This is a genomic window from Stenotrophomonas sp. YJH_SMC_80 (assembly GCF_059372495.1).
On record NZ_JCAFVP010000014.1, the window covers coordinates 38909 to 60025 of the forward strand.

At 65.9% G+C, this 21117-nt stretch carries 19 protein-coding genes; 5 read left to right on the forward strand and 14 right to left on the reverse strand.

What is annotated here, in order from left to right; all coding sequences use genetic code 11:
• Nucleotides 1-59 precede the first annotated feature (59 nt).
• On the forward strand, nucleotides 60-695 hold the full coding sequence (locus tag AC5P99_RS18110; RefSeq protein WP_049450119.1) for a LysE family translocator: 636 nt from the start codon (nucleotides 60-62) through the stop codon (nucleotides 693-695).
• 94 nt (nucleotides 696-789) lie between these two features.
• The gene (locus tag AC5P99_RS18115; RefSeq protein WP_049450117.1) at nucleotides 790-1539 is read left to right on the forward strand and encodes a hypothetical protein; all 750 of its coding nucleotides are present in this window, start codon (nucleotides 790-792) and stop codon (nucleotides 1537-1539) included.
• 138 nt (nucleotides 1540-1677) lie between these two features.
• Here the strand turns inward: AC5P99_RS18115 and der are convergent, their stop codons facing one another.
• The 7 genes from der to ndk all read right to left on the reverse strand — a co-directional run bounded on the left by der (nucleotide 1678) and on the right by ndk (nucleotide 8309).
• A complete protein-coding gene (gene der, locus AC5P99_RS18120) occupies nucleotides 1678-3075 on the reverse strand; it encodes a ribosome biogenesis GTPase Der (protein WP_012479950.1) in 1398 nt (465 codons plus the stop codon).
• Nucleotides 3076-3092: 17 nt separating this feature from the next.
• Nucleotides 3093-4301 carry an outer membrane protein assembly factor BamB gene (gene bamB, locus AC5P99_RS18125; RefSeq protein WP_005409300.1) on the reverse strand — a complete coding sequence of 403 codons (1209 nt, stop codon included), beginning with the start codon at nucleotides 4299-4301 and terminating at the stop codon, nucleotides 3093-3095.
• Nucleotides 4301-4939 carry a YfgM family protein gene (locus AC5P99_RS18130; RefSeq protein WP_005409299.1) on the reverse strand — a complete coding sequence of 213 codons (639 nt, stop codon included), beginning with the start codon at nucleotides 4937-4939 and terminating at the stop codon, nucleotides 4301-4303. Before AC5P99_RS18130 ends, bamB begins: the two co-directional genes overlap by 1 nt.
• 65 nt (nucleotides 4940-5004) lie before the next feature.
• Nucleotides 5005-5877 carry a RodZ domain-containing protein gene (locus AC5P99_RS18135; protein ID WP_262091462.1) on the reverse strand — a complete coding sequence of 291 codons (873 nt, stop codon included), beginning with the start codon at nucleotides 5875-5877 and terminating at the stop codon, nucleotides 5005-5007.
• A gap of 18 nt (nucleotides 5878-5895) precedes the next feature.
• Nucleotides 5896-6681, reverse strand: a complete 786-nt coding sequence (locus AC5P99_RS18140; RefSeq protein ID WP_187757303.1) for a tetratricopeptide repeat protein — start codon at nucleotides 6679-6681, stop codon at nucleotides 5896-5898.
• Nucleotides 6668-7873, reverse strand: coding sequence for a dual-specificity RNA methyltransferase RlmN (rlmN, locus tag AC5P99_RS18145; RefSeq protein WP_005409296.1), 1206 nt, complete (start codon nucleotides 7871-7873; stop codon nucleotides 6668-6670). The genes AC5P99_RS18140 and rlmN overlap by 14 nt, the downstream gene beginning before the upstream one ends.
• A gap of 10 nt (nucleotides 7874-7883) precedes the next feature.
• A complete protein-coding gene (ndk, locus tag AC5P99_RS18150) occupies nucleotides 7884-8309 on the reverse strand; it encodes a nucleoside-diphosphate kinase (RefSeq protein WP_005409295.1) in 426 nt (141 codons plus the stop codon).
• 316 nt (nucleotides 8310-8625) lie between these two features.
• On the opposite strand from ndk, the gene AC5P99_RS18155 reads away from it, so the two are divergent.
• From AC5P99_RS18155 to AC5P99_RS18165, 3 genes are all read left to right on the forward strand, one after another.
• Nucleotides 8626-9279 (forward strand): TetR/AcrR family transcriptional regulator, encoded by a 654-nt coding sequence (locus tag AC5P99_RS18155; RefSeq protein WP_005409294.1) that lies wholly within the window; start codon nucleotides 8626-8628, stop codon nucleotides 9277-9279.
• 39 nt (nucleotides 9280-9318) lie between these two features.
• Complete coding sequence (locus AC5P99_RS18160; RefSeq protein ID WP_285311440.1) at nucleotides 9319-11691, forward strand: 3-hydroxyacyl-CoA dehydrogenase/enoyl-CoA hydratase family protein; 2373 nt, start codon at nucleotides 9319-9321, stop codon at nucleotides 11689-11691.
• A 99-nt stretch (nucleotides 11692-11790) separates the two neighbouring features.
• A complete protein-coding gene (locus AC5P99_RS18165) occupies nucleotides 11791-12999 on the forward strand; it encodes an acetyl-CoA C-acyltransferase (protein ID WP_005409292.1) in 1209 nt (402 codons plus the stop codon).
• A 589-nt stretch (nucleotides 13000-13588) separates the two neighbouring features.
• Here the strand turns inward: AC5P99_RS18165 and galU are convergent.
• The 7 genes from galU to rpsA form a co-directional block, all read right to left on the reverse strand.
• Nucleotides 13589-14467: a UTP--glucose-1-phosphate uridylyltransferase GalU gene (gene galU, locus AC5P99_RS18170; RefSeq protein WP_005409291.1), complete on the reverse strand. Its 879-nt coding sequence runs from the start codon at nucleotides 14465-14467 to the stop codon at nucleotides 13589-13591.
• On the reverse strand, nucleotides 14464-16377 hold the full coding sequence (locus AC5P99_RS18175; RefSeq protein ID WP_005413043.1) for a polysaccharide biosynthesis protein: 1914 nt from the start codon (nucleotides 16375-16377) through the stop codon (nucleotides 14464-14466). Before AC5P99_RS18175 ends, galU begins: the two co-directional genes overlap by 4 nt.
• Before the next feature lie 3 nt (nucleotides 16378-16380).
• On the reverse strand, nucleotides 16381-17370 hold the full coding sequence (locus tag AC5P99_RS18180) for an MraY family glycosyltransferase (RefSeq protein ID WP_043035154.1): 990 nt from the start codon (nucleotides 17368-17370) through the stop codon (nucleotides 16381-16383).
• 3 nt (nucleotides 17371-17373) lie between these two features.
• Nucleotides 17374-18552 (reverse strand): lipopolysaccharide assembly protein LapB, encoded by a 1179-nt coding sequence (gene lapB / locus AC5P99_RS18185; protein ID WP_005413041.1) that lies wholly within the window; start codon nucleotides 18550-18552, stop codon nucleotides 17374-17376.
• Between the two features lie 6 nt (nucleotides 18553-18558).
• Nucleotides 18559-18843, reverse strand: a complete 285-nt coding sequence (locus AC5P99_RS18190) for a lipopolysaccharide assembly protein LapA domain-containing protein (RefSeq protein WP_005409287.1) — start codon at nucleotides 18841-18843, stop codon at nucleotides 18559-18561.
• A 75-nt stretch (nucleotides 18844-18918) separates the two neighbouring features.
• Nucleotides 18919-19224, reverse strand: a complete 306-nt coding sequence (locus AC5P99_RS18195) for an integration host factor subunit beta (RefSeq protein WP_005409286.1) — start codon at nucleotides 19222-19224, stop codon at nucleotides 18919-18921.
• A gap of 88 nt (nucleotides 19225-19312) precedes the next feature.
• A complete protein-coding gene (rpsA, locus tag AC5P99_RS18200; protein WP_005409285.1) occupies nucleotides 19313-20998 on the reverse strand; it encodes a 30S ribosomal protein S1 in 1686 nt (561 codons plus the stop codon).
• Nucleotides 20999-21117: the final 119 nt, after the last annotated feature.

Consider the following 21117-nt stretch of genomic DNA (forward strand, 5'->3'; position numbering starts at 1 on the left):
CAATACCATCGCGCGGCGCATCCCCAGACTGGCGCCCCAGCCAGCCGCCGCCGGACCCGATGGAACAGTTCCTGGTCATCGCCACCGTACATTTTCTCGCCCTGCTCTCACCCGGCCCCGACTTCTTTCTCGTTGCACGCACCGCGATCACCTCGGGATGGCGCACTGCCAGTGGCGCCTGCGCAGGCATCGCCCTCGGCAATGGCGTCTTCATCGTAGCCGCTTTCACCGGAACGGCCATGCTGCGCCCAGGCCGCGCAGGGTTCATCGCGGTGCAGTTGGCGGGCTGCGGGTTCCTGCTGTACCTCGGCACGCTGTTCCTGCGCCATGCGGGTTCGACGACGTTGCAGGCACCTGAAGCTGCCGCCGGATCGCCAGCGCGTGGGGCCCACGGATGGTGGAGGGCGGCTGGGCTGGGCGCCCTGTCTGCGCTGCTGAACCCGAAGAATGCGCTGTTCTACGCAACGCTGGCGGCGATGCTCAACGGTCCGCAGGCCAGCGCCGCAACGAAGTTCTTCTATGGCGCGTGGATGTTCGGCATCGTCCTGCTATGGGATCTGCTGGTTGCCGCGCTGGTCGGCCACCCATGGGTGCTGGGTCGATTCGCGCGTGCCCTGCCGTGGCTGGAACGGGCCGCAGGGCTCCTGATGATTGCGCTGGCGCTCTGGATCGCCGTGTCGCTGTGGGTCGGCTGATGCCAGTGATTCGCGCCAACCGCAATAGCGTTCAATACGGCGCGTCCGCCGCAGCCCACACTCGGCACTTTCTGTAGTTTGGTGGCAGGTTTTCGTGCAGCAGTTCTTCATCGTCGCGGTGCTGTACGGCTTCGCCATGCTCCTGCCTGCGTCGAATCACGCGAAGATCCTGCGCACCGCGATGGGCGCGGGCGGGCACGCCGCCATGGCCGCATCGTTCGGTATCGCCATCGGTACGGGCACCATCTGCGCCACGGCCTTCGTTGCGGCGGGCATGCTGGGAAACCGCGGCCTGTGGACGCTGGCGATGGAGTGCGCGGGCTGCCTGCTGCTGCTGCGCCTGGCGGGCATGTGCCTGCGCGACGCCGGGCTGACCTCCCTCTCTCCGCTTTCCCTGCAGATGCCCCGGGGCCTGAAGGCCCGCTCCCGTTGGCCGCACGCCGAGGCTGGATGCCTGTTGGCGCTCGCCAGCATCAACAACTGGACGCTGCAGTTCGCGGTTGCAGCCCTGGTCAGCGGCCTCGTTGCCGACATGGATACAAAGGCCGCTTACGTGGCCTGCCTGGGCGGCGTCGCGCTGTCGCTCGGCCTGCTGATGGCGTGGCTTGGCAGCCATCCACGCTGGGCACAGGGGTGTTGCCGATTGCTTCCGTGGCTGGAGCATGCCGCGGGCCTGGTGATCGGCGCAGTGTCGGTGGCGTACCTGGCAGGGGTACTGGGTACCACCCTGGTCTGGGCAAGCCTCACGGGGCAGGCGCAGCTGCCCGAATCGATGATGGCCGCGCCCCGCAGCGCCCCATGCGCGTTGCCGCATTGCCGCGCTCGTCGCAACAGTTCGCCATGATCGAGGACTGTAGACGTAGGGGTAGTGCCGGCCGCTGGCCGGCAACCCGATGATGCCTGGCGTGTTCACGAGGTTGCCGGCCAGCGGCCGGCACTACCACAGACAAGAAAGGCGGCCCTGCGGCCGCCTTCCCGTGAATCACTTGCCCTTGACGTGCTTCATCAAGCGCCGCTTGGCCTTGACCTGCCGCTCGGTGAGGACGTTCTTCTTGCCCTCGTACGGGTTGGTGCCCTCGCGGAAGATGAAGCTCACCGGCGTGCCGATCAGCTTGAAGCGCTTGCGGAAGAAGTTCTCCAGGTAGCGCTTGTACGACTCCTGCAGTTCCTTCAGGCGCGTGCCGTGCACGATGAAGGTCGGCGGGTTTGCGCCGGCCGGGTGCACGTAGCGCAGCTTGGAGACGTGGCCGCGGATGGTCGGCGGTGGGTTGGTCTCGTAGGCCACTTCCAGCGCCTTGTTCACTTCGCTGGTGGTGAAGGTCTTGTTCGCCGATTCGTGCGCGCGGTGCACCGCACGGAACAGCTCGCGCAGGCCCGAGCCGTGCTTGGCCGAAATGCGAACCGATTCGGCCCAGGGCACGAAGCCCAGCTTCAGCGACAGCATGGTTTCAGCCTGTTCGCGCTGGTACTCGGTCAGGCCATCCCACTTGTTGATGGCGATCACCAGCGCGCGGCCGGCATCGAGCACGGCACCGAGCACGGTGGCGTCCTGGTCGGTCACGCCTTCGGTGGCGTCCAGCATCAGCACGGCGACCTGGCACTGCTCGATCGACTGCATGGTCTTGACCACCGAGAACTTCTCGACGACCTCGTCCACGCGCGAACGGCGGCGCAGGCCGGCGGTGTCGATCAGGCGGTACTCACGTCCATCGCGCTCCAGGTCCACCGCGATCGAGTCGCGGGTGGTGCCCGGCACGTCGGAGGCGATCATGCGCTCCTCGCCGAGGATGCGGTTGACCAGGGTCGACTTGCCCACGTTCGGGCGGCCGACGAAGGCGATGCGGATGCGGTTCGGATCGTTGTCCAGCTCTTCGCCGCTGCCTTCTTCCGGCAGGCGCTGGATCACTTCGTCCAGCAGGTCATCCAGGCCCTGGCGATGCGCGGCCGACACGGTCAGCATCTCGCCGAAGCCGTAACGGGCGAATTCCGAACGCACGCTGTCCTCGTCGGTGCCGTCGATCTTGTTGATCAGCAGCAGCGTCGGACGCGACAGCTTGCGCAGCCAGGCCAGGATCTCGTCGTCCAGCGCCGAGGTGCCCTCGCGGGCGTCGACGACGAACAGGATCAGATCGGCTTCGGCCGCCGCAGCCCGGGCCTGGCGCGTGGTGGCACCCGCCAGGCCTTCGTCTTCCCCGGCAATACCGCCGGTATCCACGACGAGGAAATGGTTGTCCTCGTCGAGGCGGCAGACGCCGTAGTTGCGGTCACGGGTGACGCCGGGCTGGTCATGGACCAGCGCGTCGCGGGTGCGCGTAAGCGCATTGAAAATAGTCGACTTGCCGACATTCGGCCGTCCAACCAGGGCGACCAAAGGCAGCATCGCGATTACTCCAATTTTTAATTTGCCAACCGGAAGGCGGTCAGCTTGCCATCCACGTTCTGCACCAGCAGCACCCCGTCGACGACGACCGGCTGGGCCAGCAGGGCGTCACCGCCGCTCTTCGCCCGTGCCGCCATCGCACCATCGGAGGTCTTCAACCAGTGCACGTATCCCTTGTAGTCGCCGACGACCACGTAATCACCGTGCAGCGCCGGGCCGGTCAGCGAACGACGCGCCAGCTCGGTCTGCGACCACATGGCAGCGCCGGTCGCCTTGTCCAGGCCGAACACGCCACCCTTGTTGTCGGTGACGAACACATTACCCGACGACACCGCCACGCCACCTGCACCGCCATGGTCGCGCGCCCACAGCGGGCGACCGGTCGGGCCTTCGATGGCCATGGTCTGGTTCTTGAAGCTGCTCACGAAGAGGGTGTTGCCCTCCAGCACCGGGGCACCGTCGACATCGGCCATGCGGTCCAGCTCGGTACGGCCTTCGCCGTTGCCAAGGTTCTGTTCCCACAGGGTACGCCCATCCTGCATGGCCAGCGCGGCAACCGCGCCTTCGTCCTTGCCGATGAACAACACGCCCGGACCGGTGACCACCGGCGCGTTGCCGCGCACGGTCAGCGCCGGCAGTTCGCTCGGGTTGAACCACTTCTGCGTGCCGTTGCCGGCATCGAACGCGGTGACGCGGCCGTCGTTGCTGCGCACGAACACCAGGCCCTGGGCCACGGCCGGCGCGGCAATGACCTCACCCGGAACACGGGCGCGCCACTTCTCGCTGCCGTCATTGATGTCCAGGGCGATGACCTGGCCATCGAGCGTGCCGATCACGACCAGGTTCTCACCGACACCCGGGCCGCCGGACAGGCGCAGCTTCGGCTTCTTCTTTTCCTTCTGCGGCTCCCAGGTCCAGACCTTCTTGCCGGTCTGCAGGTCGATGGCGTGCACGCCGCCGGTGATCGCCGCAGCGAACACGTGGCCATTGGCAACGGCCGGGCCCTGGCGCACGCCGATGCGGCGCTCGCCCTTGCCGAGGTTGACCGACCAGGCCTTGTTGACCTTGACGCTCGGCTCGAACTTGACCAGCTCAGCCGGCTCCTGGGCCTTCTTCGCTGCCGCGTCCTTGCCGGCGAACCAGCCCTTCATGGTGCTGCAGCCGGTCAGGGCCATGCCCATCAGGAGCACGGTGGCGACGCGGGTGATCATGACCTTCTGACTCATCAAACCGACTCCGCAGGGGCGGCGACCGTGCCGCCGGCATCCATAACCTTGGTTTCCAGCAGGCGCCGCTGCGGCGCTGCCACGTCCAGCGACTTCAGCGCCTTCTCGTACTGTGCGCGGGCGTCATCGCGCTTGCCCTGCGCCATCAGCGCATCGCCATGGATTTCCAGGCTGCTGCTGTCGGTGGCGCTGCCCAGCAGCTTGATCGCCTCGTCGCTCTTGCCGGTGGCCACCAGCAGGCGGGCCACACGCTGGTCGACCACGCGCTGCAGGTCGCTTTCGACCTTCACGGCGCGCAGGGTGGCCAGCGCTTCTTCGTTCTTGCCGGCGTCGACCTGGGCCTTGGCCAGCTGCAGCGCCGCGAGGTCGCCATAGATGCTGGACGGGCCCGCTTCGAGCGCCTTCACTGCCTTGGCAGCGTCGTCGAGCTTGTTCTGCTGAAGACCGACCAGGGCCTTCTGGTATTCCACGTTGGCCGAGGCCAGCTTGCCGCCCTGATCCTTCTGGTACCACTGCCAGCCGGCAATGGCACCGATCGCGATGGCTACGCCACCGAGGATGCTGGCGCCATTCTTCCGCAGCCAGCTGCGGACGCGTTCACTTTGTTCGTGCTCGTCGAGCAGATCGTCGATCGCCATGCGTACTCTCGCCCCGCCCATCGGGAGGGACCATTGGGTTTAATCGAAGGTGGTGAAACCGCGCCTCAGTGCGAAACCGGGACTACGGAGCCTTCAGAGGATACCTGAAAGCGTGCCACGTTGGCTCGCTGGTAGGGGGTCAGATCGACGATAGCGCCGTTCTGCTGAACCTGGACCGCCGAGGCGTTGCCCAGGGTCACCCGGGTCACCTGGCCCGGCGTGAAGCTGCGGCTCTCGCCGGACTTGATCAGCGCCTTTTCGACCGTAGCGCCGTCCGGACCACCGATATCGACCCAGCTGTCGCCGCTGAACTGCATCTCCAGCGTATTGGCGGCTGGGGGCGCAGCGGGTGCCGAACGCGGCACCGGGGACAGCGAAGCGACATACGGGGTTGCGGCCGGCTTGCTGGCCGGGGCGCTCGCGACTTCAGCCGGGGCTGCCGGCTCGACACCCGCAGCGGACGGGGCCACCGGCACAGCGGCCGGGATCGCGTCCAGCGAGGCCGTGTTCGGCGACGGGGTGGCGCTGCCATCGAAATGGCCGCGGGTGGCGAACCACACCGGCACGGCCAGCACGGCGGTGATGCCGACGTACAGCACGCGCCGGCCGAGATTCTCGGCAATGCGGCGCGCACGCGGGGTATGGGTATGGCTGACCAGGGTGGGCGGCACGACAGGACCCACCTGGGCCTGCTCCAGCAGCTGGCTCACATCGACGTCGAGCAGGCGCGCGTAGCTGCGCAACTGGCCGCGCACGAAGACGGGCGCGCCCAGCTTCTGCCACTGCTCTTCCTCCAGCGACCTGACCACCTGGACCGGCATGCGCAGGCGCGAGCCGACATCCTCAAGGGTCAGTCCGGCCGCTTCACGGGCCTGGCGCAGGCGGGTGCCGCAGCCGGCCGCAGTCTCGAGAGCGCTCACAGTCTGGTCATCAATCACAATGCATCAACCCTGGAGTTAGGAGCCCGCTTCCTGCGGAAATTCCTGTCGAATGCGCTGAAGATAGCGGTCAGATGCCGCCCGATCACCCAGCCGCGCTTCGATTTGAGACGCAAGTTGTAACACGGAACGCGTTGCGGGTGCAGCCGCAATCCTACGTTCGGCGAAGGCCCGGGCCTCCATGTAGCGGCCCTGGCGGAAGCTGAGCTGGGCCATGGCCTCCAGCGCGACCGGGTTTCCCGGCAGCGCCGACAGCGCCGCGCGCAGGTCGCGCTCGGCACGCTCGAACTGGCCTGCATCCAGCGCACAGCTGCCGGCATTGGACTGCGCTTCGGCGACGGCGGGATTGCCCGGCGCCCGCTGGGCACGATCGAACCACACCAGCGATTCGGCCGCCTGGCCCTGCTGGCACAGCCAGGCACCATAGTTGTTGAGCACGTCGCCACGTTGCGGCGCCAGCTCGGCGGCCTTGCGGAAGTTCTCGCCGGCCTGCTGGCTGCGGCCGCGACGCTCGTCGATGCCCGCAAGCAGGACCAGGCCGTCGGGGGCCGTCGGCACCAGCTTCTGGGCTTCGCGCGCCTTGCGCTCGGCAGCATCGAGATTGCCGACCTGGATGTCGCGGCCGGCCAGGGTCAGCAATTCCTGCCAGCGCACCTGCTGCCGCACCCCTTCCGGATCACGGACGGAGTAGACCGGCGCCTCGCTCGGGCCAAGCTTGGCCTTGGGATGGGATTTGCAGCCGCCGACCGCGAGGGCCAGCGTGCCTGCGAGCAGAACCAGCCAGAGGCGGTCAGGCCGCGGCATCGCTCCCCTTCCCCGCCTGCAGCGTCTTGTTGAACTCCGCCTGGCGGCGGGTGCGGTCCATCACCTGGCCCTTGAGCTGGCCACAGGCGGCGTCGATGTCGTCGCCACGGGTACGGCGGACCATGGTCAGCACGTTGCTGTCGAGCAGGATCTTCTGGAAGGCGCGGATGTGCGCCTCTTCCGAACGCTCGTAGCGGGTACCCGGGAACGGGTTGAACGGAATCAGGTTGACCTTGCCCGAATCCTTGGCCTGCACCGCGTTATCGAACTGGCGCATCAGGCGGGCCAGCTCGCGGGCATGCTCGGGCTTGTCGTTGATGCCCTTCATCAGGGTGTATTCGAAGGTGACCGATTCGCGGCGCTTGTTGGCGCGCAGGTAGCGTGCGCACGAGGCCATCAGCTCGGCGATCGGGTACTTCTTGTTAAGCGGCACCAGGGTCTCGCGCAGCGCGTCGTTCGGTGCGTGCAGCGACACCGCCAGCGACACGTCGCTTTCGGCAGACAGGCGGTCGATCTGCGGCACCAGGCCGGAGGTCGACAGGGTCACGCGCTTGTTGGCAAGGCCGTAGCCCAGGTCGTCGCGCATCACGCTCATGGCGCGCACGACGTTGTCGAAATTCATCAGCGGCTCGCCCATGCCCATCATCACCACGTTGGTGAGGCGGCGCATCTGGTGCGGGACGTTGCCCAGGTGGCGCGCGGCAACCCACACCTGGCCGATGATCTCGGCGGTGGTCAGGTTGCGGTTGAAGCCCTGGGTAGCAGTGGAGCAGAACGTGCAGTTCAAGCCGCAACCGACCTGCGAGGACACGCACAGCGTGCCGCGGGTCTTGTCCGGGATGTACACGGTCTCGATGGCGTTCTTGCCATCCACGCCCATCGCCAGCAGCCACTTGTGGGTGCCGTCGGCGGAGGGCTTGTCGAACACGATGTTGGGAACCAGCACCTCGGCATGGGCCTGCAGCTTGGCGCGCAGGACCTTGCCGAGGTCGGTCATTTCATCGAAGTCGGTGACGTAGCGATGGTGGATCCACTTCATCACCTGATGGGCACGGAACTTCTTTTCGCCGAGAACCTCGACGAAAAACTTCTCCAGGCCCGCGCGATCGAGGTCGAGCAGGTTCTGCTTGCCAGCCGTGGGTGCCGACTTCGGCAGCGGCTGGATGGCGGGGGACTGTACGACCTCGTTCACGGCATTACTCTCAGCGCGAAACGACTTCGGTGGCGGCGAAGAAGTAGGCGATTTCAATCGCGGCATTCTCGACCGAGTCCGAGCCGTGGGCGGCGTTGGCATCGATGGATTCGGCGAAGTCGGCGCGGATGGTGCCCGGCGCGGCTTCCTTCGGGTTGGTGGCGCCCAGCAGGTCGCGGTGGGCCAGGACGGCGTTCTCGCCTTCCAGGGCCTGGATCATCACCGGGCCGGAGATCATGAACTCGACCAGCGCGTTGAAGAACGGACGCTCGCGGTGCACGGCGTAGAAGCCTTCGGCTTCACGACGCGACAGCTGCTTGTACTTGGCGGCCACGACCTTCAGGCCGGCCTTCTCGAAGCGGGCGTAGATTTCGCCGATGACGTTCTTGGCAACGGCGTCCGGCTTGATGATCGAAAGGGTGCGCTCCAGCGCCATGGGATGTCTCCAATGGAATCGGGCCGCTGATGGCCCGAAGGGTAACATGAAAAAAACCCGCGTCGGGACGCGGGCTTAGCCTGATAAACGTAGGCGAATTGTAAAAGATAAAGCGGCGGCATGGTAGTGCCGGCCGCTGGCCGGCAAACCCTCACGACAGGGGTCGGAGCCCCTGCGGGGATCCGACCCCACCCCACCCATTCACCCACCTGAGTGAAATCTGACCGGACCGGCCGATTTTGCTGCACTGCAAAATGCCATACGGTACCGTCTGGTCCTAGTATCAAACAATCGTTTGATTAAGGTCCGCCCACTGATGGCCAAGCCCGCCCACTTCTCGACCAAGGACCGGATCCTCGGCGCGGCCGAGGAGCTGTTCGCCCAGCACGGCTTCGCCGGCACCTCGCTGCGCCAGGTGACCAGCCAGGCCGACGTCAACATCGCCGCGGTCAACTACCACTTCGGCTCCAAGGAAAACCTGGTCAACGAGGTGTTCCGCCGCCGCATGGACGAGATGACCGGTGCCCGCCTGTCGCAGCTCGAGCGCGCCCGCGCCGAGCACCCGGGTGAACTGCGCCCGGTGCTGGCTGCCTTCGTCGAGCCGGCCCTGGCGCTGGCCCAGGACCGCCAGAACGGCGGCGCCTTCGTGCGCGTGATCGCCCGCGCCTACGCCGAGAAGAACGACAACCTGCGCAAGTTCCTGTCCGACCACTACGGCCACGTGCTGCGTGCGTTCGGCAAGGCCATCGGCGAGTGCGTGCCGGACCTGAGCAAGGAGGAGCTGTACTGGCGCCTCGACTTCCTGGCCGGCTCGCTGACCTATGCGATGGCCGACTTCGGGCTGATCAAGCGTCCCGCCGGTGTCACCGAAGCGGCGCATCGTGCCCATGCCGCCCACGAACTGATCCATTTCGCCGAAGCCGGGTTCCGCGCCGCCGCACGCGCCAGCGCCCTGCCCGCTTCCCTTTGATTCCACCCAGTAACTGCTGACCAACAAAGGCCCTACACCATGTCCAATTCCCTGCTAGTCCGCCGCGCCGCCGTGCTGGGTGCCGGCGTCATGGGTGCCCAGATCGCCGCCCACCTCACCAACGCTGGCGTCGACACCGTGCTGTTCGACCTGCCTGCCAAGGAAGGTCCGGCCGACGGCATCGTGCTGAAGGCGATCGCCAACCTGGGCAAGCTGAGCCCGGCGCCGCTGGCCAGCAAGTCGCTGGCCGAAGCCATCACCCCGGCCAACTACGAGTCCGGCCTGGAGCAGCTGAAGGACTGCGACCTGATCATCGAGGCCATCGCCGAGCGCATGGACTGGAAGCAGGACCTGTACAAGAAGATCGCCCCGTTCGTGGCCGACCACGCGGTGCTGGCCTCCAACACCTCGGGCCTGGGCATCAACAAGCTGGCCGACGTGCTGCCCGAGCAGCTGCGCCACCGCTTCTGCGGCGTGCACTTCTTCAACCCGCCGCGCTACATGCACCTGGCCGAGCTGATCCCGGCCACCACCACCGATGCCGCCGTGCTGGAGGGCCTGGAAGCATTCCTGGTCACCACCCTGGGCAAGGGCGTGGTGTACGCCAAGGACACCCCGAACTTCATCGGCAACCGCATCGGCGTGTTCTCGATCCTGTCCACCATCCACCACACCCAGCAGTTCGGCCTGGGCTTCGATGAAGTGGACGGCCTGACCGGCCCGCTGGTCGGCCGCCCGAAGTCGGCCACCTACCGCACCTCCGACGTGGTCGGCCTGGACACCATGGCCCACGTCATCAAGACCATGGGCGACACCCTGCCGAATGACCCGTGGCATGAATTCTTCAAGTCGCCGAAGTGGCTGGACGCGCTGATTTCCAAGGGCGCGCTGGGCCAGAAGACCGGCGCCGGCATCTTCCGCAAGGTCGGCAAGGACATCGTCGTGCTGGACCTGGAGAAGCAGGACTACCGTCCGGCCGACCGCACCGCCGCACCGGAAGTGGTCGAGATCCTGAAGATCAGGAACCCGGCCGAGAAGTTCGCCAAGCTGCGCGAGAGCCAGCACCCGCAGGCGCAGTTCCTGTGGGCGACCTTCCGCGACCTGTTCCACTACAGCGCCTACCACCTGGCCGACATCGCCGAGACCGCCCGCGATGTCGACCTGGCCATCCGCTGGGGCTACGGCTGGTCGCTGGGCCCGTTCGAAACCTGGCAGGCCGCCGGCTGGAAGCAGGTGGCGCAGTGGATCGCCGATGACATCGTCGCCGGCAAGAGCATGAGCAACGCCCCGCTGCCGGATTGGGTCTTCGATGGCCGCGACGGCGTGCATGCCGCCGAGGGCAGCTACAGCCCGTCGCGCAACGCCAAGCTGCCGCGCTCGTCGCTGCCGGTGTACCAGCGCCAGCGTTTCCCGGATCCGCTGCTGGGCGAGACGTTCGCGCCGGGCGAGACCGTGTTCGAGAACGACGGCCTGCGCATGTGGCACGACGGTGATGGCATCGCCGTGGTCAGCTTCAAGACCAAGATGAACACCGTGTCCGACCAGGTGCTGGACGGCCTGCAGGAATGCGTGAGCCGCGCCGAGAAGGACTTCCAGGGCCTGGTGATCTGGCAGCAGAAGGAGCCCTTCTCCGCCGGTGCCGACCTGGCCGGTGCATTGGGCCTGCTGCAGGCCGGCAAGGTCGACCAGTTCGAGGAAATGGTCGCCAACTTCCAGCGCACCAGCCAGCGCATCAAGTACTCGCTGGTGCCGGTGGTGGCAGCGGTGCGTGGCCTGGCCCTGGGCGGCGGCTGCGAGTTCCAGATGCACAGCGCCAAGACCGTGGCCTTCCTGGAAAGCTACATCGGCCTGGTCGAGGCCGGTGTCGGCCTGCTGCCGGCCGGTGGCGGCCTGAAGGAACTGGCCGTGCGTGCCTCGCAGGCCGCAGGCCCGGGCGGTGACGTGTTCGCCGAACTGAAGAAGACCTTCGAGACCGTGGCGATGGCCAAGGTGTCCAACTCGGCGGTCAACGCCAAGGAACTGGGCCTGCTGCGCAGTACCGACAAGGTGGTGTTCAACAGCTACGAGGCCCTGCACATCGCCAAGGCCGAAGCCCGTGCACTGGCCGAAGCGGGCTACCGTCCGCCGCTGCCGGCACGCCGCATCCAGGTGGCCGGTGACGTGGGCATCGCCACCTTCAAGATGATGCTGGTCAACATGCTGGAAGGCCGTTTCATCAGCCCGTACGACTACGAGATCGCCGAACGCATCGCCACCGTGCTGTGCGGTGGCAAGGTCGACCGCGGCACCCTGGTGGACGAAGAGTGGCTGCTGACCCTGGAGCGCAAGCACTTCGTCGAACTGGCCCAGCAGGAAAAGACCCAGGCCCGCATCGCGCACATGCTGAAGACCGGCAAGCCGCTGCGTAACTGATTGATGGCGGGTGCCGACCCCTGGTTGGCACTCCTCTGCCTCTGGTGGGTGCCGACCGTTGGTCGGCACTCCGGCTAAAAAATTCGAGAGATCACTGCAATGACCAAGCAAATCCAGGACGCCTACATCGTCGCCGCCACCCGTACCCCGGTCGGCAAGGCGCCCAAGGGCATGTTCCGCAACACCCGCCCCGACGACATGCTTGCGCACGTGCTGCGCAGCGTCGTCGCCCAGGCCCCGGGCGTGGACGTCAACCGCATCGATGACGCGATCATCGGCTGCGCCATGCCGGAAGCCGAGCAGGGCATGAACGTGGCGCGCATCGGCGTGCTGCTGGCCGGCCTGCCCAACACCATCGCCGCACAGACCGTGAACCGCTTCTGCTCCTCCGGCCTGCAGGCCGTGGCGCAGGCCGCCGACGCGATCCGCCTGGGCAACGCCGACCTGATGCTGGCTGGTGGCACCGAGTCGATGTCGATGGTGCCGATGATGGGCAACAAGATCGCCATGGCGCCGAGCGTGTTCGACAACGACCACGTGGCCATCGCCTACGGCATGGGCATCACTGCCGAGAAGGTCGCCGAAGAGTGGAAGGTCTCGCGCGAAGACCAGGACGCCTTCGCCCTCGCCTCGCACCAGAAGGCCATGGCCGCGATCCAGAACGGCGAGTTCAAGGACGAGATCAGCCCGTACGAGATCGTCTCGCACCTGCCGGACCTGGCCGACGGCCAGCGCATCATCACCCGCAACAAGATCGCCGACACCGACGAAGGCCCGCGCCCGGATTCCTCGGCTGAAGGCCTGGCCAAGCTGCGCCCGGTGTTCCGCAACGGCCAGTTCGGCGGCACCGTCACCGCCGGCAACTCGTCGCAGATGAGCGACGGCGCCGGTGCCGTGCTGCTGGCCTCGGAACAGGCGATCAAGGACTACGGCCTGACCCCGCTGGCCCGTTTCGTCAGCTTCTCGGTGGCCGGCGTACGCCCGGAAGTGATGGGCATCGGTCCGATCGCCGCGATCCCGAAGGCACTGAAGCAGGCCGGCCTGACCCAGGACCAGCTGGATTGGATCGAGCTCAACGAAGCCTTCGCCGCGCAGTCGCTGGCAGTGATCCGCGATTGCGGCCTGGACCCGAGCAAGGTCAACCCGCTGGGCGGCGCGATTGCCCTGGGCCACCCGCTGGGTGCGACCGGCGCGATCCGTACCGCCACCCTGCTGCACGGTCTGCGTCGTCGCCAGCAGAAGTACGGCATGGTGACGATGTGCATCGGCACCGGCATGGGCGCAGCGGGTATTTTCGAGGCGCTGTAAGGTTCAGAGCGTTGCCGGCTGGAGTGTCGGTTGGCTGTGGGGCCCGGGTGGGTGAGGCTGCCCGGGACACGCCGTAAACCCCCAGACCGGCCCAGCCGCTGGCGGCTGTGCGTTCGGGCGCTTGCGAAGCAGTGCTTCGCAAGCAAAGCGCCCTCACCCATGGGGGCTTGGCAGCGGCTTGCTAGCGTGCGCAATCCTGCGCACGCAGCAAGGCCGGGGTTGGGCGTCCTGCCCAACCCGCCAGGCGCATGCGCCTGGCCCATGCCGCTGACAGTCCCGGTCAGCCTCACCCACCCGTGCCATCCATCATTCCGCGCGGCGGAGGGATGAGCAAAGGCAGGGCAAAAGCAAAAAAAGGCAGCCATAGGCTGCCTTTTTTGCTTTTGCTCTTGCCCTTGATTCCGCCCTTCCCGTCCGCGCCCGCAGGAAACCTGGCAGGCGGGACGGGTGGGCCTTTGCAGGACCGTTGGCGCCATGGATGGCGCCATCGAGCCCCCATGGATGGGTTTACGGCGTGTCCTGCAAAGGCCCACCCGTACCGCCCACCACGTATCAATCAAGGCGCCGCGAACGGAGCGCTTGATAAACCTTATTCCGCCAACATCGCCGTCAGCTTCTCCCGCGCCGGCCCTGCCAGCTTCGGGTTGTCCAGCGCGAAGCGGATCGTCGCTTCCACCAGCCCCAGGTGCGTACCGCAGTCGAAACGAGTGCCCTCGAAACGGTAGGCATCCACCTCTTCGGTCTTCAGCAGCTGCGCGATCGCATCGGTCAGCTGGATCTCGCCGCCGGCACCGCTGCCGGTCTGCTCCAGCAGCTCGAAGATCTTCGGGCTCAGCACGTAGCGGCCGACCACGGCCAGGTCGCTCGGCGCGTCCTCCGGCTTCGGCTTCTCCACGATCTGCGAAATACGGCCCTTGCGGCCATCGAAGGCCTCGGTCGCGACGATGCCGTAACTGGCAGTCTTGTCGTGCGGCACATCTTCAACGGCAATGACGCTGGCGCCGCTGGCTTCGTTGAGATCGGCCATCTGCTTCAGCGCACTGTCGCCGCGGTTCCAGATCAGGTCGTCCGGCAGCAGCACCGCGAACGGCTCGTCACCGATCACGGCCTTGGCACACAGCACCGCATGGCCCAGGCCCAGCGCCTCGGCCTGGGTCACGAAGATCGCGCGCACGCCATTGGGCAGCACGTGACGGATCAGCTCCAGCTGCTCCTGCTTGCCGGCGCGCTCGAGCTTCTGCTCCAGCTCGTAGGCCTTGTCGAAGTAGTCGGCGACCGCGTGCTTGTAGCGGTTGGTGATGAACACCAGCGTGTCACAGCCGGCCTCGATTGCTTCATCCACGGCGTACTGGATCAGCGGCCGGTCAATGATCGGCAGCATCTCCTTCGGCACGGTCTTGGTTGCTGGCAAAAAACGCGTCCCCAAACCCGCTACGGGGAAAACTGCCTTGCGAATTCGCTTGCTCATTGGTGCCTGTTGGCCTCGCGTGCGGGAAAGGGCACGACTTTAGCGGATGAAATGTAAGCATCCTGTTCGATTGGCGAGAACTCGGGCATCGTCGCGAACAGGACTTCCTTTATGGTTTCGGTGTCGTAGCTGCACACCGCCTCACGCAGGCGCGGGACGTTGCCCAGCACCAGATCGCGCGAGAACATGCGCACGCCGGCCTCGAGGACCTTCGGATGCGCGGTTGCGCGGTAGTCCTCATCCGAATAGAACAGCGTCTCGTGCAGCTTCTCGCCCGGACGCAGGCCGGTATAGATGATCTGCACATCCTTGTACGGCTGCTTGCCCGCCAGACGGATCATCTGCTCGGCCAGCAGCCGGATCGGCACCGGCTCGCCCATGTCGAGCGTGTAGATCGCACCGTGCGAGGCCGAGGCCGCGGCCTGCAGGATCAACTGGCAGGCCTCGGGGATGGTCATGAAGTAGCGGGTGACTTCCGGATCGGTGACCGTGACCGGACCACCGCGCAGGATCTGCTCGCGGAACAGCGGCACCACGCTGCCGGCCGAGGCCAGCACGTTGCCGAAGCGCACGGTAACGAAACGGGTGTGCGTGGACTTCTGGTCCAGGCTCTGGCAGATCATCTCGGCATAGCGCTTGCTGGCACCCAGCGCGTTGACCGGATCGACCGCCTTGTCGGTGGAGATGAACACGAAATGCTCGACGCGCGCTTCCAGGCAGGCACGGGCCACGTTCTCGGTCGCCAGGATGTTGTTGCGCACGGCTTCGCGCAGCTGCCGTTCCAGCACCGGTACATGCTTGTACGCTGCGGCATGGAACGCGGTGTCGACCGGATGCAGCGACAGCGCATGGCGGATCACCGCAGGATCGCCACAGTCGCCCAGCACCGCTTCGATTTCGATATCGGGGAAGCTGCGACGCAGCTCACCCTCGATGGTCAGCAGCAGCAGTTCGCTGATCTCCAGCAGGATGATGCGGCCGGCACCGTGGCGCGCGCACTGGCGGCACAGCTCCGAGCCGATCGAGCCACCGGCACCGGTCACCATCACGGTGCGACCGCCCAACCAGCCACGGATCAGGTTCCAGTCCGGGGTGATCGGCTTGCGGCCGAGCAGATCCTCGATCGCCACTTCCTTCAGTTGGCCGGGCAGCGACTGCCCCTGCAGGATGTCGCTCAGCTTGGGCACGGTGCGGAACGGCACGCCGGTGCTTTCGCAGATGGCGACCACCCGCTGCATGCCTGCGGCATCCAGCGAGGGCATGGCGATCACCAGCAACTTGGCCGCAGTCTCGCGGACCACCGCCGGGGCATCATCGAGGCTGCCCAGGATCGGCAGGCCCTGCAGCTTGGCGCCGCGCAGGTGCGGTGCGTCGTCCAGCAGGCCGACCGGTTCGAAGTTGCCGGAGCGGCGCAGATCGCGGACCAGCGTCTCGGCGGCTTGCCCCGCACCGAGGATCAGCACGCGGCGCGCGCTCGAATCCGACTGCAGTGCCTGGTAATCCTTCCAGGCCCGGTACAGCAGGCGCGGGGCGCCCAGCAGCGCCGACAGCGCGAACGGATAGATCACCAGCACCGACATCGGCACGCCGTCGAAACGCTTCCACATCAGCACCAGCACGATGCCGACCAGGCCGATGAAGCTGGCCTTGAAGATGTTCAGCAGGTCGCTGACGCTGGCGAAACGCCACAGCCCGCGATACAGGCCCACGCGCCAGAACACCAGGCCCTGCAGCAGCAGCACCAAGGTGGTGTCGACATTCCAGAGCGGAAGCGAAGGCGCGTTGGGGAGGATCGAGTACCGCCCGGCGTGGAGCAGCTGCCAGCATGCCCAGACCATGAACAGGTCGTGGCAGACGATGGCCGAACGCGGCATCAGGCCGAGGATTCTGTCCCGCCAGGGTGAAGCCATAAGTCAGGTATTTCCTTGTCGGTGACGCAATCCATTGCGCAGGAGGATCCAGAGGACGCTCAGCGCGAGAAACCACGCGACCGCCAGGACAGCCTCCCACCTCGGCTGCAAATTGGAGCAGACATTAAGCACTGTAATACTGAACAGGCCCAAAGCAAAGTACATCCCTGTCACCTGGGCGTGGCTGGCTCCTGCCTGCACCGCCCGCTGGTAGACGTGCTGGGTATGGGGTTCCATCCAGCGTTGTCCGGAGATGATGCGCGCCGCCAGTGTGAAGCCCGCGTCCACGAGGAACGCCGAAGCCGGCACCAGCAGCAGGATCCAGTTGATATCGGTACGCACCGCAGCGATGGCCAGGACGACGGCGACTGCATAGCCCAGCGCGCCACTTCCGACATCACCCATGAAGATCCGGGCCCGCGGGAAATTGAACGGCAGGAAGCCCAGGCAGGCCAGGCCCAGCGCCACCGCGGCCAGCGAATACGGCCAGGGCAGCACCGGCGCCAGGCCCAGCGCAACAACAATGGCCTGGCTGGCGGCAATACCGTTGATGCCATCCATGAAGTTCCAGATGTTGATCAACGAGGCGGTGAATACCAGCACCAGCCCGGCCAGCAACCAGCTTCCACCATGCACCTTGACCAGGGCGGCCAGCAGCGCGGCGGCAATGAAGTGCACCAGCAGGCGGCGCATGGCCGGCAACGGCCGGTGGTCGTCCCACCAGCCGATGCCCGCCACCAGCACCAGGCCCACGCTGGCCACCAGCAGGCTCGGTGTCGATTCAGGCCAGACCCACATCGCTGCACCGGCGGTGACCAGCAGGCTGATGACGATGGCGATGCCACCACCGCGCGGCGTTGCCACGCTATGGCTGCGACGCTCGCCGGGCTGGTCCAGCAGTTGCTGGCGCAGGGCATAACCCCGTGCCGCCCAGGTCAAGCCCGCACTCAGCAGGGCCAGCCCCAGCAGCGCGCCCATCACGAGCCACGGCATGGATCAGAGCACCGCGTAGTTCAGCAGTGGCTTGACCGTGCCCCATTCCTTGCAGCTCGGGCACTGCCAATGGTGGGTACGTGCACCGAACCCGCAACGGGTGCAGCGATAAGCGGGATTGCGCACCAGCAGCTGGTCGGTGATGTGCTTGAGGTCATGCAGGGTCGCTGTGGAATCGGCGCCCTCGGCCAGGGTCAGGTCGATCAGCGCCGATTCGCCACGCACCGACGGACGATCCTTGAGCTGGCGGCCAAGGTAGGCTCGGGCCGGAGCCACGCCCTCCTGCTCTTCCATCAGCCGGGTCAGGGCCAGCACCGGGGCGATGCCACGGTAGTGCTCGGTCATTTCCGACAGGAACGCACGTGCGCCTGCCAGATCGCCTACCTTGCGGTAGTTTTCCATCAACGCCGGCAGCAGCTCCGGCAGGTACTCCGGGTCGTTGCGCGCGGCGCGCTCGAAGGCACGCACGGCCGCTTCCGGATTGCCGGCATCGGTTTCCAGGCGACCCTCAATGATGCCGGCACGCACCGACATCGCATCGGCCTGGTAGGCCCGGGCAATCGCTGCCCTCGCCTCTTCCAGCTTGCCGGCGCCGCGGAAGCGTTCGGCCAGTTCGCACTCGAACTGCCCGATCAGCTTGCCCATCGGCTCGCCGGTGACGTCTTCGAAGCGGGTGGCGTTGTCGATCGCCTTTTCCCAGTCACGCTCGGCCTGGTAGATGCCGATCAGGTGCTTGAGCGCCTGCGGGGCGCGCTGGTCCAGCTGCGCCAGTTCGGTGAACACGGTCTCTGCACGGTCCAGCAGGCCGGACTTCATATAGTCCTCGCCCAGCGCCAGCAGGGCCTGCACGCGCTGCGCGTCGCTCAGGTCGTGGCGGTTGACCAGCCCCTGGTGCAGGCGGATGGCGCGGTCGACTTCACCGCGGCGGCGGAACAGGTGGCCCAGCGCGACCTGGGTCTCGAAGGTTTCCTTGTCCAGCTCGGCGATGTGCAGGAACAGTTCGATGGCCTTGTCCGGCTGCTCGTTGAGCAGGTAGTTCAGGCCACGGAAGTAGGTGCTGGACAGGCGGCTGACCTGGTTGTCACCGTGGCGCTGGCCACCGCGCCGGCCGATCACCCACCCGGCCAGTGCGGCCAGCGGAACGAACAGGAAAAACCAAAGCCACTCGGTGACGAAATCCATCTTCGATCAGCGTCCATCAAAAGATTGGGGGGAAACACCCGCAGCCGGCGTTGCCGCCACGGACTTGTTGGCACGGCGCAGCTGGCTGTAGAGCGGAATGACCACGCTCACCAGTACCAGGCCGGCACCGACCACGACACCCACCAGCAGTGCAGCGATCAGCGCCACGCCCACCGAGGTGTGCAATTGAGTGAAAAGCAGGTTGATCGACATCGCGGTCATGTTGACCGCACCAATGATCAGCCCGAGGATCAGGACCGCCAGCAGGACCAGCAGACGAAAGACCTTCATGCGACAGCTCCAGTGGCAGGAGTCCGTAGCTTATCCGACCCGCGGCTGGATTCGCACGCGGTGGCGCGACGGGGCTCAGGCCGGATCGGCGTCCAGCGGCAGCACACTGCTGACCCGCTCGCGCAGTTCCTTGCCCGGCTTGAAATGGGGGACGTGCTTGCCCGGCAGGGCAACCGATTCGCCGGTCTTCGGGTTGCGACCCAGGCGCGGCGGACGATAGTGCAGCGAGAAGCTGCCAAAACCACGGATTTCGATGCGATCCCCGGCGGACAGCGATCCGCCCATCATTTCCAGCAACGACTTCACCGCCAGATCGACATCATCGGCCTTCAGGTGCGCCTGGCGGCGCGCAAGGATTTCGATCAGTTCGGATTTGGTCATTACCGGCTCACATCAGGGGCATCTCAGCCTGAAACGGCCCGGGCAGAAGCCCGGGCCGTCCAGGAAACAACAAACAGCGTAAGGCCGATTACTCGGACTTGTTGCCGTTCAGCTGTGCACGCAGCAGCGCGCCCAGCTGGGTGGTGCCGCTGGAAGCCGAAGAGGACTGGTATTCCTCCAGCACTTCGCGCATTTCCGCGTCGTCCTTGGCCTTGATCGACAGCTGCAGGGTGCGGCCCTTGCGGTCCATGCCCACGAACTTGGCTTCGATCTTGTCGCCGACCTTCAGGTGCTGGGTGGCGTCGTCAACGCGCTCGTTGGCGATGTCGCGAGCCGAAACGTAACCCTCGATGCCGTCAGCCAGCTCGATGATCGCGCCCTTGGCGTCGACTTCCTTCACCACGCCTTCGACCTTGGAGCCCTTCGGATTGGCAGCCATGTACTGGCCGAACGGATCCTGCTCCAGCTGCTTCACGCCCAGGGAGATGCGCTCGCGCTCCGGATCGACAGCCAGGACGACGGCGTCCAGGGTATCGCCCTTCTTGAAGTTGCGAACGACGTCTTCGCCGGTGGTGTTCCAGCTGATGTCGGACAGGTGGACCAGGCCGTCGATGCCGCCGTCCAGGCCGATGAAGATGCCGAAGTCGGTGATCGACTTGATCTGGCCCGACACCTTGTCACCCTTCTTGTGGGTGGCAGCGAAGGTTTCCCACGGATTGGCGGCAACCTGCTTCATGCCCAGCGAGATACGGCGACGCTCTTCATCGACGTCCAGCACCATCACTTCGACTTCATCACCAACCTGCACAACCTTGGACGGGTTGACGTTCTTGTTGGTCCAATCCATCTCGGAGACGTGCACCAGGCCTTCGACGCCCGGCTCGATCTCAACGAACGCACCGTAATCGGTGACGTTGGAGACCTTGCCGAAGACGCGGCTGTTGGCCGGGTAACGACGGCCGATGTTGTCCCACGGATCCTCGCCCAGCTGCTTCAGGCCCAGCGAAACGCGGTTGCGCTCGCGGTCGAACTTCAGCACGCGGACGTCCAGCTCGTCGCCGACGTTCACGACTTCCGACGGGTGACGCACGCGCTTCCACGCCATGTCGGTGATGTGCAGCAGGCCGTCGATACCGCCCAGGTCCACGAACGCGCCGTAGTCGGTCAGGTTCTTGACGACACCCTTCAGGATCGCGCCTTCCTGCAGCTTGTCCATCAGCTGCTCGCGCTCTTCCGAGTGCTCGCTTTCGACGACAGCGCGGCGCGAGACCACGACGTTGTTACGCTTGCGGTCCAGCTTGATGAGCTTGAACTCGAGTTCCTTGCCTTCCAGGTAGGCCGGATCGCGCACCGGGCGCACATCGACCAGGGAACCCGGCAGGAAGGCGCGGACATCCTTGATGTCCACGGTGAAACCACCCTTGACCTTGCCGCTGATGCGGCCGGTGATGGTTTCGTTCTTTTCCAACGCTTCTTCCAGCTCGTCCCACACCATCGCGCGCTTGGCCTTCTCGCGCGACAGGACGGTTTCGCCGAAGCCGTTCTCGATCGAGTCGAGGGCGACCTTGACGATGTCGCCTTCGGCGACGTCGATTTCGCCAGCGTCGTTACGGAACTGTTCGATCGGCACGATGCCTTCGGACTTCAGGCCAGCGTTGATCACCACGACGTCGCCGCGGACTTCAACAACGGTACCGCTGACGATGGCGCCCGGCTTCAGCTTGGCCAGATTGGCCTGGCTGGCTTCAAACAGTTCGGCAAATGATTCGGTCATTAGATTTACTCTGTTGGACACATGGGTCGGTGGCGTCCCCTTCAGGGGAATGGCGACCGCCCGCCTGTTGGTCGACCCCGGAAACGCAGGTCGTGTGTAGTAGGAAAACCGCCACGCAT